Annotated in this window: 8 protein-coding genes and 1 pseudogene; 4 read left to right on the top strand and 5 right to left on the bottom strand. The window is 58.1% G+C overall.

Annotation, left to right across the window (positions count from 1 at the left end):
- Nucleotides 1–176: 176 nt before the first annotated feature.
- Nucleotides 177–3332, bottom strand: coding sequence for a DUF3427 domain-containing protein (locus N7568_RS05050; protein ID WP_261608806.1), 3156 nt, complete (start codon nt 3330–3332; stop codon nt 177–179).
- Between the two features lie 223 nt (nt 3333–3555).
- On the opposite strand from N7568_RS05050, the gene N7568_RS05045 reads away from it, so the two are divergent.
- Together N7568_RS05045 and N7568_RS28655 are read left to right on the top strand one after the other, a co-directional pair.
- Nucleotides 3556–6330, top strand: a complete 2775-nt coding sequence (locus tag N7568_RS05045; protein WP_261608805.1) for an SIR2 family protein — start codon at nt 3556–3558, stop codon at nt 6328–6330.
- 377 nt (nt 6331–6707) lie between these two features.
- A pseudogene (locus tag N7568_RS28655) lies at nt 6708–7072 on the top strand (IS481 family transposase); the annotation flags it as partial.
- A 336-nt stretch (nt 7073–7408) separates the two neighbouring features.
- On the opposite strand, the gene N7568_RS05040 reads toward N7568_RS28655, so the two are convergent.
- Together N7568_RS05040 and N7568_RS05035 are read right to left on the bottom strand one after the other, a co-directional pair.
- A complete protein-coding gene (locus N7568_RS05040) occupies nt 7409–7750 on the bottom strand; it encodes a hypothetical protein (protein ID WP_439898959.1) in 342 nt (113 codons plus the stop codon).
- A 386-nt stretch (nt 7751–8136) separates the two neighbouring features.
- On the bottom strand, nt 8137–9051 hold the full coding sequence (locus N7568_RS05035; protein WP_261608803.1) for an EamA family transporter: 915 nt from the start codon (nt 9049–9051) through the stop codon (nt 8137–8139).
- An 87-nt stretch (nt 9052–9138) separates the two neighbouring features.
- On the opposite strand from N7568_RS05035, the gene N7568_RS05030 reads away from it, so the two are divergent.
- Complete coding sequence (locus N7568_RS05030) at nt 9139–9642, top strand: MarR family winged helix-turn-helix transcriptional regulator (protein WP_261608802.1); 504 nt, start codon at nt 9139–9141, stop codon at nt 9640–9642.
- A gap of 31 nt (nt 9643–9673) precedes the next feature.
- Nucleotides 9674–10267, top strand: coding sequence for a hypothetical protein (locus N7568_RS05025; RefSeq protein ID WP_261608801.1), 594 nt, complete (start codon nt 9674–9676; stop codon nt 10265–10267).
- Between the two features lie 320 nt (nt 10268–10587).
- Here the strand turns inward: N7568_RS05025 and N7568_RS05020 are convergent, their stop codons facing one another.
- Nucleotides 10588–10950, bottom strand: a complete 363-nt coding sequence (locus tag N7568_RS05020; protein ID WP_261608800.1) for a hypothetical protein — start codon at nt 10948–10950, stop codon at nt 10588–10590.
- Between the two features lie 343 nt (nt 10951–11293).
- Nucleotides 11294–14191 (bottom strand): NPCBM/NEW2 domain-containing protein, encoded by a 2898-nt coding sequence (locus N7568_RS05015; protein WP_261608799.1) that lies wholly within the window; start codon nt 14189–14191, stop codon nt 11294–11296.
- Between the last annotated feature and the right edge of the window lie 46 nt (nt 14192–14237).

Raw genomic sequence — 14237 nt, 5'->3', positions numbered from 1 at the left:
GTCAAGATTTTTTCTCGGAGAAGCAGAAGACCCCTGAAATCACAAGGATTTCAGGGGTCTTGCTATGTAGCGGTGGGGAGGCTCGATCTCCCGACCTCACGATTATAAGTCGCAAGATCGGGCACTCTGGCTCACAGCCAGTTTTCGAAAATTCCAGAGCTCTACGGCTTACCATGTCAGTGAGCCACGGCCGCAGCAGTCGCGAACACGTCGGCCGGCATCGCGCGATGCAGCTTCCACGTGATCGCAATCGGCTTCTCCCCCGAATGCTGGACGTAGTCCACCTGCCCTAGACATGTGTAAGGAACCGTTAAACCAGTTTCATCCTCAGCGGCCTCTCGGGTAAACAGCAGGATTCGCGAGCCGTTGGCTTTTCGGTTCAAGTAGCGCCTACCAACCGGGCTGGAGCGCGACGTGTTGTTCTGCGATTCCCAATGGAACAGGTCCGGGCTGATGGCGTAGTCCCTGTACATGGTGGTCGCGGAGTGTTTCTTGTCGTCCTTGTTAAGCGTGACAAAGAAGGCGTCAGTCGCCGTATCTGGACACCATGCGACCCCCTCGCGATGTTGCACATTCTTCCCGCGTTCGATCGAACCATATCCAAGCGCGGCGAGAACCTCCTCGCGTCTGTATGTTGCATGGGAAAGAAGCGGAATGTGTTGGAGCCCGGCACCGAGACCCTTAGCAGCGTGTCTCGATGCCGCAGCTCCCAGGCTGACAATCTGCCTGATCTCGCTGCACACGAACGGGTAGCTGCGCAGGTGGTCAAAACCGTCGTCGTACGTTTTGAAATCGCCACCGTCGTCCCAAAGCGTGTAGAACAACATACGCGCGAATGTCTGTTCCCGTGGTCCCAGGTCCACGTAGCGGGGCGCATCCGCTCGCACAAGCATGGTGTAGGCCTCTGCTCGCTCTGGATCATCAACGTGAATGAGAGCTGCCATGCGTCCCAGGAGTCTCTTCTCTTCCGTATCCGAACGGTGGTGATGTGCTCCCTTAAGCGCGGCTTCAAGACCCGAGAAGCCATCAATCAATTGCGCTTGCCGGAGGTAGCTCGTCCATGAATCGCGGGTTGACCGGTAGATGGACTTCAGGTCGCTGCCCGATTCTCGTAAATACGCGGCCAACTCGGTTTCCGCATATGAGGCTATGTCACGAACCAACTGTGCGCGGTTGAAACGCAGTTGCATCTTTATGTTGTCCAGGACCACTTTCTGCGCCACCCGATCGAGCACGATCTGTGAGCCCGACGGCAGGAACGGAAACTCGTCCTCCACTGCTTTCTTCAATTCCGTCCTCCCGTACCCCGTCAGAGCCCGATAACGAAGATCAAACCGGAATTCACGGTGCTGTTGACCAATGAAATCCAGAACGGTTAGAACAGCTTTGTCATCTGCTCGGCGTAAGCCACGTCCAAGTTGTTGTAAGAAGATCGTTGCGCTCTGCGTGGGCCGCAACATCAAAATCGTGTCCACCTGCGGGATATCCAGTCCTTCATTGAACAGATCCACGGCAAAAATGCAGTTGATCTCCCGGTTTCGAAGCTGGTCAAGGGCGCGTGCTCTTTCGGCCTCATCAGTGCCACCGTCCACGGCTACTGATGCAATACCGGCCGAATTAAACACAGTTGCCATGTAGTGGGCGTGCTGGACCGAAACGCAGAAGCCCAGGGCGCGCATGTGTTCGGTCCCAGTGACTTTGTCTCGGAGCTCGCGGATGACCTTAGCGGCCCGGGCATCATTGCCCGTGTACAAACGATCCAATTGGGCGGTTTCGTAGTTACCGCGTTTCCATTCCAGTTGGCTTAGATCTACGTCGTCAGAGACGCCGAAGTAGTGGAATGGTACAAGGAGGTCAGCGTCCAAGGCATCCCAAAGACGAAGCTCGCTTGCAGTGCGACCACCGAAGTACTCATTGGCGACGTTGCCGCCGTCGCCGCGTTCTGGAGTAGCAGTTAGCCCGACGAACTGCTGAGGTTTCAAATGATCGAGGAGTTGGCGATACGTGGGCGCCATGGCGTGGTGGAACTCATCAATGACCACTATGTCGAATTGATCGGGCTCAAGCGTCTGCACGCCACGCGACGCAAGCGACTGCACTGAGGCGAAGACATGGTTCCAGTACTTTGGCTTGTGGTCACCAACGTAGAGTTCTCCAAACGCGCCATTCTGCAGTACGTTCCGGTACGCGCGAAGCGACTGTTTCAGGATCTCCTGTCGATGTGCAACGAAAAGCAGCATCAAGGGCCTTCCTGCCGCTTCAGAGAGCCGCTTGTAGTCGAGAGCTGCTATGACCGTTTTTCCGGTGCCGGTGGCGGCCACTAGGAGATTCCTGTTAAATCCTTTGGAACGCTCGGCTTCGAGGTCCTCAAGCATTTCCTCTTGATGAAGGAAAGGGACAATTTCGAGACCCGTGACAGCATCCGGCGCAGAGGTTCGCTTGCCGCCATTGCGTTCAAGGGCGGCGTCGAGCTTGTCGCCGTCACGATCGGGATCGTAACTCTGAAATGCCCGTTGTTCCCAGTAACTATCGAACGTAACCTCGAACTTCTTGAGCAGGTCCGGCGTCGCCACAGAACTAAGTCGCACATTCCATTCAAGGCCATCCAGAAGCGCTGCCTGGCTGAGATTGGAGCTGCCCACGTACGCAGTGTCAAAGCCCGTGTTCCGCCGGAACAGCCAGGCCTTTGCGTGGAGCCGGGTGGCTTGGGTTTCGTAGCTGATTTTTACTTCGGCGTCGTAGCGGCGTACTAGTTCATCAATGGCCCGACGTTCAGTGGCGCCCATATACGTAGTGGTGATGACTCTGAATTTCACACCACGCTCACGAAGTTGTTCCAGCGCTGGTTCAAGAAGCCGGAGACCGGTCCACCGCACGAACGCGCAGAGGAGATCGACGGTGTTGGCTGACTCAATTTCCGTTCGGAGCTCGGCGGCCAGATTCGGCTCGTCCCTGTTATTTGTGAGAAGTGCCGAATCACTGAGCTTGGTGCTGGGGCGTCGAAGCTGTCGTCTTTTCAATGCATCAGGTCGATGCAACGAGAGCAATTGCCGGGGGCCCGGAGTGATCTGATTGTTCGTTTGGATCTCGGCGAGCAAGCGGTTGGCCAGGGCAACCCGATCTTCGGGCTTCGCGTCCGCAAGCGCGTTTCGAACGGCATCGGCGACGTGACGGGAGAGTATGTCCGGTGTGTCGTTCTCGTCGACGCTGGTCACTGAGGCTTGGAGCTCCGGCACCAGTTCGAGATTGGCTGCGACTTCGGTTGTGTGAAGAAGTTCGTACAGCCCTTCCGGAAGGCTGGTTCCGGCGGTCCCCCCAATGAATGTATCCACTGGGCCAGGGTATTCGGTACTGACGGGAAAGCGATAACTTACGCCATCAATCGGAGCCGTCAACCTGCCATGTAGTTTGTATGACTTCGACGCCGCCCTGACAACATACAGGAGTCAGTCATCATACAGGAGTCAGTCATCGTAGCCCAGGTGCCCGACGCGTTTGATATTAGGCTGCATGTCTAAGCAGACGTGTTATTAAATACGAGAACACAGTCTGGGCATGGATTCGTCAAGGGAGAACAGCACCGTTATGAGCACGAAACTCACCGAGTCCGAACTGGCTGCGCTCAGATTGGCAGCAAGAAGCAGCCGATACCACCTACTGCTGGGAGCCGGGGTGAGTTTTGGCACAACCTCTGCGGACGGGAGAGGCCTACCGGGAGGCCAGCAGCTCGCTGAAGAGCTCGCCGACGTCTTCGGCGTGCATCTAGAAGACGGCGACCTATTGTGGAGGATTTACGACCGAGCAGTTGTCAAGCACGGGAACGATGCGGTGTACAGGTGGCTGAGATCTCGTTTCTCGGATGCCATCCCACCGGCGTGGATGAAACAATACGCTCGCTTTCCATGGGAGAAGGTTTGGACCCTAAATATTGATGATGCATTTGAAAGCTCTTACAATTCAATCAAGACGGAAGCATCAAGACCGTTAGAGAGCTGCTCGTGGGATGGTGTAGTAACCGATAGCAAATCACTAAAAGTAATACATCTTCATGGTCATGTGCATGATATTAGAGCACGAGACTTGGTATTTTCACTTACGGAATACTATGAGTCCACAATCTCACGCGCAACGTGGCCTCTAGTATTTCGTGACCAATATGGCGTTAACCCATTTGTAGTAGTAGGTGCAAGACTCCGAGACGAACCCGATCTTGAAGCGATTCTCCGCCGCCGCCCGGAACACGATGCTCCGAGTTTCTATGTGAGCCCCGACATATCACCTGGATTGGAAGAAGACCTTAGGTCGTGGCGTCTTATCCCGGTTCGGGCCACAGCCGAGGACTTCCTAGATGTATGGGCAGAACTCACTGGCATGAATCTCCAAGAAGCGCCGACGAGCCCAGAAGAGTACGCCCTTCGCCTCAGCCGACAATTCCGCGAGCTCAAAATTGATTCGCCAGGAAAAGTACCAGTTTCCCATGACTACCTGGGCGGGGACGACCCCCGATGGTCTGATGTTGTCCAGGGAGTGCCCGCACTGATGGATTGGAGCCGGACAGGCTGCAATCAGGTCGGAAAATTCCTCTCGACCAACTCCAGCAGCATCATGATCTACGTAGGAGACCGCCTCTCTGGTCGGAGCACGGGGTTATTACAAATTGCTTTTGCGTTCCGGCGAGCCCACTGGCGGGTCTTCCTCTTCACCGCCGATGAACTCCCTGATCAAGAAGCAATTCTCCAATATGCCTCGGATGGGAAAGCTGTTCTACTTGTGTTTGACGGGGTTGCAGACTTCGCAAAGGATGTTGCCGAGATTATTAGTGCCTCAAAGTCAGCCAAAATGTCTGTTTCATGTTTGGCCGTTGACCTTACAGAAAACACTGATAAAATCATTGGACATATCCCAGGTTCACTCCTCTCCGGTGGCATCATTCGCACAATATCTCGCCGCCTTACAGTGAATGATGCATCAAGCCTCGTTGCTAGGCTTCAAGAAGCAGCTCGTCTCGGTCAGCTCGAGCCGCTTTCGAAGGAGAAAGGCGGGAAGCAGCGTCAAATTAGTTACTTCAGAAATCAGGAAATATTCTCCCAAATGGCCGGGCTGGAGCAAGCCCCCGGATTCGGTCGCCGTGTAGGGGAGGCCGTTAGAGCCCTTACATCCGAAACTGACGTTGAGATTGCATTCTTCTGCTCCATGGCGTTTAGGCTTGCCCGCCGCATTAGCGTTGTCGACGTAGGACGCATGACCGCCACACGCCCAGAGGAGATCCTTCGGCGTCTCCATGGATCGACAAGCCTTGGAGCTTTGTTCACCGCAGACGGTCACCAGATAGGATCAAGACAAAGGTGGCTTGCGCTCGAGCCCCTCATTAACCATCTTGGCAGCAAGAAAGCCCTGGCAGTTCTCGCCCAAGGAATCACCAGACTTCGACCGCGAATAAGTCAAAAGAGTAATAGAGAAAGAAATGCGCCCGATACGCTCGTCGGATCTATGATGAGCTATAAATATTTATCAGCAATCTTTCCCGACCAAGCCTTGGACAACTGGTATGGATCGTTGGAATCAACATTCGGCGACTGGAGCGGACGATTCTGGGAGCAACGCGCAATCGCCAACCGAGAGGCAGGCTGGAAGGACCCCGCTGCGTCAGCCCGTGCTGAATCTTTTGCAAGACGCGCAGTGTCTATAACAAATGACACATATTCCAACACCACTCTCGGCACAGTTCTACTGGCTCGCGCCGCACAGAATATAGCAAATGATCTGGTTGCTGGGCAGAAATATTATGAAGATGCCTTCTCAGCTTTTAATGAGGCTGCTATCAGTGACCCCAATAATGTTGTGACATGGATGGCATACCTGCGGTATTCCCTCCGCGTTCTCGATGCGATTGCCTCGAGGACGGATGATGCCGTGCCACCTGTGAGAGATAAGATCGAATCGGACTGGACAAAAGTTCATTTAGATCTTGTTCTTATAGCTTCGACTAGCGAAGACACTAAGTCGCGGCTTGACAGACTCTTGACCACTTTCCGTACCTTAAGTCAAGGACAATCGATTGAGGCGATTTCGGAAAAGCCCTTGATTTTCGGTCGTCCCGTTGTGGGGGCACGGTTGAAGGCAAAGGCACTGACCCCTTCACCTGATCACGAACAGAGCTTTCAGTGGAAGCGGAATGGTGACAGGATCGATGAAGCGACCAGCGACGAATATGTTGTTCGCGAATCAGATATTGGCTCACGCTTGACCGTCACAGTGGCTGTAAGAAAATCAGGCTATGGTGCCACGTACTCAACAAGTGCAGTATTGCCTTTGGTCACATCGCAATAGACAGGGAGTTAGCTGTTCTTGGCAATGACGTTGGTGACTTGGGTCCTGAAGTGAGCAGGACCCCCCGGGCTTTGTGGAGGTATCTGACATCTTCATGGTTATGGAGGTGTCATTTGCCACGCAAAATGCCTGCTGGACCATTCATGGTAGATCTCTTCTCGTTAAAAGATCATTGGTGTTCAGCAGCAGGTCGCCTAGGTAGCGAAAGAACTCGATGCTTCCCGGCAAGGCGCCCACCACCGGGTGAATCAGTTTCGCGCGTTGGGTGAGTCCGATCTTCTCGACAGATCCAGTCAACCTCACGGGACCCAGATCACGACCAGCACATAGCGGGGGTGCGATGATCGCGGCGAGGACGGAGCTCACTGCGGACCGGCCCGGTTACCGGGCCGCTCATCCGGGCCACGCGGGCAACGGCGGTCCGCTCTGAACGCCAGTACCCTGGCGAGTTGACCCATGTGGACGTAAAAACTCAGGAGACTCCCTACGGGCGGGGGCTGACGGGACCATGGCCGCTCGAAAAAGTTCCGTGGGCGGGACATCGGATCGATGACCACAGCCGCCTGGTCTACGCCGAAGTCCACCCGGACGAAAGGGCGAAACGGCCGCCGGTTCCATCGTTCGAGCCGGAGAGTTCTTCAAGGCCGGCCTTGGGAAAATCGAACGCAACATCACCGACAACGCCTCTGCCTACAGGAAATCCACAGACTTCAGAGCCGCCGCAGCACGGTTCGGCGCGCAATAGCGGTTCTTTATACCTCACTGCCCGTGGCCCAACGGCATGATCGAGCGTTTCAACCGGATTTTGGCCGCCGAATGGGCTGATCTGATCCTTGCCTGACCTCGGAGTCCAGCAGATTCAGTAGTGGTTTCTCACTGAATTCGAGATTCCAATCGGACTTCCACATACGCCAAGACACTACTTCCGGAGGGCGGCCGGCGTTGCTTCACTGACCCACGGTGACTTACGAAGACATCATTCTCCTAGAGAGGGACGAGTCCTCGTCTTCCAGAAGAACAAGAAAGGCCGCTGCTGGTGCGGCCAGACCGGGCATTGACCGGCACCGCCTTTGCAGTTTCAGGCGTCCCCTGTGACGGCAAGTTCATCGTCGATCTTCTCCGGAACAGAGGCAGGCAAGCTTACATTCTCGTTGTCTGGGGCAGCGTCGACCCCGAAAAGCCGCAGGATCCGCAATGCTAGCGCTTTGCGCCGATCAATGAAGAACCCACTAAACTCATCCGGAGACATAGGCAGCCAAGGAATCTCATTGCGCTCAAGGTACGCTGTGTATTGGTCAGGAGTGGGATACAACGATGCCGCCCACGTGGCTGGCACCGTAGCCGACTTGGAAATATTCACGGACATCTCAAGAAGCTGAAGATTGGCGAGGAGATCCCGCAGTCCTTGGAGACGGTCCACATCGTCCCTCTCAAATCCTGACGCTCTCAACTCCTTCCTTGAGAGCAGAGCTTGCGGATACACGTGATCGACATGATGGACGTTGCGGGTGTTGATATGAGGGAGGAGGACGGCCAAGACTGCAAACGTCCGAGGCTGACCATAGGCGAGATTTAGGATCTCCTCGATCTGTTCTGCGGAAAGAGCAACGGGGAGGCGGACCTCGGTGAGGTTTTAATCCCGATTTATGACAACCGATGAACGCTGGTTGCCGAATACGGCTTTAGGACTGCCATCCAACACCGCATGCATTTTCAGCGACGTTGAAATTCGAGCCTCCTTCAAGGCACCTGCGGGACAAGAGTCAGAATTGCACGCCCGTCAGCTGAGCTCTTCCCTCTTTGACGTCACTTTCCGTCAACAACAGCCCCCGGCCGCTGCACCAGAAACACCGCCCCGAGCACCAGCACCGCACCCACAAGCTGCCACCCCGACAACGACTCCCCCAGGAACACGAACCCCAGCGCCGTAGCCACAAGCGGGCTCAGGAATCCCAGGAATGACACCACCATCGTCGGCAGCCGTTGAATCCCCCGGAACCACACCGCATACGCAGCAAGAGCACCGATCACGCTCAAATACGCAAAGCCCGCAAGGTTAGGCAAATTAGCCGCTCCCGGCAGCCCTTCAACAACCAGCGTCACGGGCAGCAGCATGACTCCACCCATCGCTAACTGCAGGCCGGTAAACCCAAGCAGCCCCACGCCGTCGGGCCTTCCCCAACGTTTGGTGAGGACTATGCCGGCCGCCATGCTCAGCGCCGCGGCCATCCCGGCGAGCACACCCACAAAAGTCAGCGTCGCGTCGGATCGCAGGACGAGCAGTCCGACACCCGCGGCTCCAACCGCGCAGGCAATGATGTGCGCCTTGCGGATCCTCTCCCCCAGCAACAGCACGCCGAGGAAGAGAACAAACAAGGGCTGGATGGACATGACCAGCGCTGCGAGCCCACCCGGAAGTTGATACGCGGTGAAAAACAGCAGGAAGAAGAACAGTCCGATGTTGAGCGCGCCCAGCGCTGCGACCTTGAACCACCAGCTCCCCCGCGGCCACGTTCGGGTGACCAACATGAGCACGATACCCGCTGGCAGGGCCCGCACGGTTGCTGCCAGGAGTGGCCGATCGGCGGGGAGGAACTCGGTGGTCACAAGGTAGGTGGAACCCCAGACCATCGGGGCAAGGGCGGTGATAAAGAGGTCGCGAGGGGACGCCTTGGTCGGCCCAACTCCCGCCCTGCTGGCTACCGCTGCAGATGAACTCATGTTTCACTTCCATACATTTCGACATCGAACTATTTGATGTAAGACAATGTAGGTGCTGTACTGTTTGAGGTCAAGCATTGGAGGACGATGGACCGCGACGCAGTGGACATGATTCTTGAGCAGTGGAACAAAGAGCGACCCGACGTGGACGTCAGCTCCATGGGCGTTCTGGGCCGGCTCAACAGGGCGAGTCGCCTCGCTTCACTGGACGTTCAGAAATTCATGAACCAGTTCGGGCTGGAACCGTGGGAGTTCGACGTCCTGGCAACACTGCGCCGGTCGGCTGCCGAAGCGCCGCTAACACCGGGGCGACTCGCCAGCCTCACCATGATCGGTTCAGCGGCCATGACCAACCGCGTGGACCGACTAGTAAACCGCGGCCTGGTTCATCGCGAGACCAACCCCGAGAACCGCCGGCAACTCCTCATCAGCCTCACGCCAGAGGGACTCGCCCTGGTGGATGACGTGGTGGAGCACCACGTAGAGAACCAGCAGAAGATGCTCGACGGCCTGTCCAAGACTGAGCGGACACAGCTGGCGAACCTTCTGCGCAAGTTCCTGCTAACCAACGACGACGGCGACCCCTCCTAAGCGAGTAGCGTCACCCGTGCGAGGATGAGGCGTGGACACTTCCTCTGAGCAGCTGGCGATCGCAATCGGCAAAGCCTTGGGTGCCGGTGACGGAACCTCCTATGACGCCATGGCGTTGTGCCAAACCGGCAACCACGTAGAGAGGTACGCAATCTCGGTGAATCCGAGAGCCTTCACTTGGTCTGCCACGCGCCTCATAGACATGAGCACCCAAACCTTCGACCACCGCACACTCACTATTCAGACGGACGGCGTCGATGAGCCTTACAGTCTGACTATTGAGCGGATCCCCTTTTCCTTTCCTGAATCCGTGAAGCTCGCGTTCCCACTGGCGCTGCCCATCTGGGGTCGCCCAATGGATGAGTATCACCCGGTCTCTTGCGAAGTGAATGGCCCGGACACAACTCTCTTGTTGAGGCACCGACAGGACGCAACCATCTTTGGTTCCTTTACCTTCGACAGTGAAAGCGGGATCGCGAAGGCCTTAATCACGCCCACTTCGTTTCTGAAGCTGGAGCGCAAGCCCGGACGCAATGATGGGGGTTACGACTTCGGCTTCGTGGCCGGCTCGGGTGACCCTGATTTGCAGAATCGCCTTCGCCCCGCCGAAAACACCGACCACTAAAGAAATGGCCTGCAGACGTTAGTCCACAGGCCATCGTCATCTTCCCGGTCACTCACGCTCGCTAGACTCCTGGCTGGACTCTTTGCGCTTGCTCCGCCATAACAGGTACGAGCCATACAGCCCGGAAACAAGCATGACGGCGACCCCAATGCCTCGCCACCAAACAAACGGCTGCCAGGTCGCAAAGATGATGGCCATTGCGAAGAACCCAGCAACTTGCAGTGGATGCGGAACCTTGCTCATCATTCCCTCTTTCGATTGGGCGCCGCGTCATCGGCGGGCACATTAATGACGAAGGCAGTCTGAACCGGACCTCACACTCAGGCGAGGTCCGTTCCCTTTGAGCTCACGAAGCGCCCGTGTCTGGTGAGCCAGTGGAACATGCCAACGGTCCCTGCGAGGCTGAGTAAGGGAATGAGAACAAAACTCCATTCGCCTCCCCTGAGAATTAATGCCGCACTCATCGCCGCCACGCTTCCCAAGCCCAAAGCGGCCGCGCGTGCGGACCCCACCCCGAGTGGAACCCATCGCCAACGCCCGTAATACGTGGTGGCAACGACGAGGAGAGACATGAGAAGGAGGCCAACAAGGTATACGAGCGGCGGAGGGACCAGACCCACGGATGAAATGCCCGCGCCGAAAATCAAGGACAGGCACAGCGAGAACTGTTTGGCCTTACTCATTGGCCATTTTCACCAGCTGCTTGCGCCGGAAGGCCACGAAATGTCTGCTTGCGTGCTCCGACATCATGCTTGCTCCTAGTGAAGAACGGCCTTCGTTGACCCGCACATCGTGCACCCGCCATTTCCCGTCTAGGTGGCGAAGCGCTCCGAACTAGGTGCTGCCAGAGTGAAACTAAGTGGCGAAAAGCCCAAAATGAGTGGCGGCTAGCCGCGTCTAGGGGTTCGCGAGGGATCCTTGATGGCCTCTTCCGGGCACCACCGTCACCAGCACCCCACGATTAAACAAGTGTAGGACCCGCCCCCTCCAGCGGATCCCACACTCGGCCTTCAACCAACCAGGAACCTACTTCAGCCCCGGCGGAACATTTCCTACGGCAATACCCATAATGTTCAGCCCCTCATTCACCAGCGCACTCCCCTGCGGCAACGTCACGCTGGACACTTCAAAAGCGGGTGGAACGTCGATCTTCGTGGCAAAGATACGTGCCGGCTCATCAACCCGCACCACCGTCGACGGCCCACCGATGTAAGCCTGCGTGTGCCGCTGGTGATAGGCCGAGGACGCCACCACCACGGAGGTATCCGAAGCAACCCCGGTGCGCCAGTTCGGCAGCGACAGCACCACGTCGCGTTTCTGCCCATTGGTGAAGTGAATCGTCGCCACCCCGGAGGACACGTTGCCGGTGGAGAAACCCGTCACCAGCAGAGTCCGCCCGCGGCCGGAAAGAGCTACTTCCTGACCCGCAGCCTTCACAGTGTCAGGCGTTCCCACAGCCGTCGGATGCCATACGGAGGACACTCCAAACGCAGAATACGACTCCCCGGAAACAAGCCCGGCAGCAGCCAACGCCTCCGCGGAGAACGTCCGCCGATCAGAACTAACGGCCCCGTTCCGAGGGTTGGCCGTATTCGCCACGGAGGTTTGATTCACCAAAGATGCAAAAGGCAAAGGAGCAACGGCAGCACCCGGCCCCTGGTAGGCCCCGATGTTCGGTGCCCCAACCGAACCTGCACCTGTGGTGGGGTTGCCGAAGAAGTCCCTGCCGCCGTCGTCGGCTACTACAGTGCCGGCACCCAGCAGCGGCGACCCGCCAGCAAGCCGGTACCCGGGAACGTCCAACGTGGTCTGCCCCGAACCACCCGCAACCAACAAAGGATCACCCAGCACCGAACCAGTCTCCCCAGCCGGCGGCAAGATCCCGCCAAAGTACGCGTTGTTCGAGTACACAGCCGACGCGGCCTTCAACGAACCACCCGGGGCCACAAACAAGTTGTTCCGCACCTCGCGTGGGCCGGTCATGTCATCCAAAAACACACGCGACGGGCAGTAGAAGGTGTTGTTGTAGATGTAGTGCTTGCCGGTGCCGGTGCTGCTGCCGCCCAGACGGCAATCGTCCTGGGCGATGTTGTAGCGCAGAACCACGTTCGCCGCCGTCGCGCCGCCGCCGCAGTTGGACACGCAGTTGAGGTAGAAGCCGCCTGCGTTCCCGTACGAGTAGTTGTACTGGAACAGGCAGGTTCCCACGATCTTCATGTCGCAGTCCCAGGCGGTGGAGTCGTACGTGGAGGTGGTGCTGTTGCCCACCACGTTGAACTGGAACACCGGGTTCTTGGAGTTGTACGGCCACATGCCCGCGAAGTTGCCGCCCTCATAGGGGTGTGCGCCTTGGCCGAGGTTGAGCCCCCTGTTGTGCTCGATCAGAGGCGCGTCAGAGTTATGGATCACGATCGCGTCGCCGCCCACGTCATGGATCTCGTTCCGGGCAACGTACACCTTGGTGTTGTAACGCTCGGTGGTGTCGGGCGCGGAGATCTTGACGCCGCCACCGGCGGTGTCGTTGACCTCGTTGTCGGTGATGGTGATGCCGTCCACGGACCCCTTGCCCCAGGTGCGCACCATGATGCCGGCCGACTGCGCAAAGCCAGCGCCGTTCGTGGCCTTGTTGCGCCAGCCCGCCACATCTTCCACATGGTTGCCCGTCACCACAATTCCGGCAGTCTGCGCCGTTCCGCTGTTCTCGAAGAGGATCCCGACCCTGCGCACCGGAGTGTCCGACGGGTTCACCACACGCAATCCGCTGACGGTCCAGTGGCTGGCGTTGGTGATCTGGATTGCTGCCACCGCGCCGTTGCCGTTGATGGTCGGCTTATCGCCCTCGCCGTAGGAGGAGAGCGTGATGGGATGGTTTGCGACGCCGGTGCCAGCCGGCGTGAGGGCGCCGGTGCAGTCAGTGCCGGCCCGGAAAAGGATCGACTCGCCGGCGTTGAACGCGCCGCGGCCGTTCACCTGGCCGATCGAGTTGAACGGGTTTGCCTGGCTGCCATTACCTGGAGCAGGGGCCGAGCAATCCACGTAGAACTTCGCATCGCTGATCTGCACAACGAACGCGCCGATCCTGCCCGTGGTGGCCACATCGAACGGCCCAGTACCGGTGGCGACCAGTTCAGCAGTCCCGCCCGCGGCTCCAGTAGGCACCACAAAGGTGATGGTCGCCGCGCCGGTGGCGTCAGCAACGGCGTCGGCCACGTTGGCACCGCGCAAGGTCAGGCTGACCGGACTCAGCGGCTTAAGGTCACGCACGACGACGGTCGCTGGCGTCCCGGGGACCAGCCCGTTGAGGTTGGTCCCGGCTGAGCCCTCGACGCGGAGCGGTGCTGCGAGGTAGGCGTCCGAGCAGTTGATTTTGGCGTCGGCCCAATCGGCGTGGTCGTTGCCGTTCCCTTCCGGGCCGGTCTCCACCTTGAGCTGCAGAGTGGTGCCGCCCAGCAGATTCACGTTGACGGGCAGGGCACCGTCCGTCCCTTTCCGCTCCCCCGCGAACCGCTCCACCCCGTCCACCAGGACTTTGAAGTCCACGCGGCCGCGGTCTCCTTGGGTATCGTCCACGCCAACCTGCGCCAGGAACTGCCGGCATTGGCCGCCCAGGTTGTAGGAAATGGACGACACCGCGTGCGTGCCAATGCCCTTGGGATAGACAGTGCCGCCGATGGTCAGCGGCCTCCGGTTGGCGTCGCCCAGCGCCTGGCCTCCGTTGCTCATGTCCAGTTCAGCCGGTCCCCAACCGTTGCTCATGCTGGCCCACGGAACGTCGCTGGCATACACGACGCCGGTGGGCGGGGGTGGTAGTTCAGCGGCGGTTGCGCTTGGGCTGGCTGCGATTCCGGTTGCCAGCGCTGCTGCTGTTAGTGCCGCTGATGCGGCGATTGCTGCCAGACGCCTGGCCATGGGTTGTGGGTGCAAGTGGGGCTCCTCATTGAGTGTGTTTCCTCAAGGAGTTTCTTGCGGG

This window comes from Paenarthrobacter aurescens (assembly GCF_025421775.1).
GTDB lineage: Bacteria > Actinomycetota > Actinomycetes > Actinomycetales > Micrococcaceae > Arthrobacter > Arthrobacter aurescens_B.
The sequence above is the reverse complement of the archived record's forward strand: the minus strand, read 5'-3'. Positions and strand labels throughout refer to the sequence as shown.

What these genes read in the sequence shown, in the direction of transcription:
- N7568_RS05045 (WP_261608805.1), top strand. Translation starts at nt 3,556, where the DNA reads ATGGATTCGTCAAGGGAGAACAGCACCGTTATGAGCACGAAACTCACC.
- N7568_RS05035 (WP_261608803.1), bottom strand. Translation starts at nt 9,051, where the DNA reads ATGAGTTCATCTGCAGCGGTAGCCAGCAGGGCGGGAGTTGGGCCGACC.
- N7568_RS05020 (WP_261608800.1), bottom strand. Translation starts at nt 10,950, where the DNA reads ATGAGTAAGGCCAAACAGTTCTCGCTGTGCCTGTCCTTGATTTTCGGC.
- N7568_RS05030 (WP_261608802.1), top strand. Translation starts at nt 9,139, where the DNA reads ATGGACCGCGACGCAGTGGACATGATTCTTGAGCAGTGGAACAAAGAG.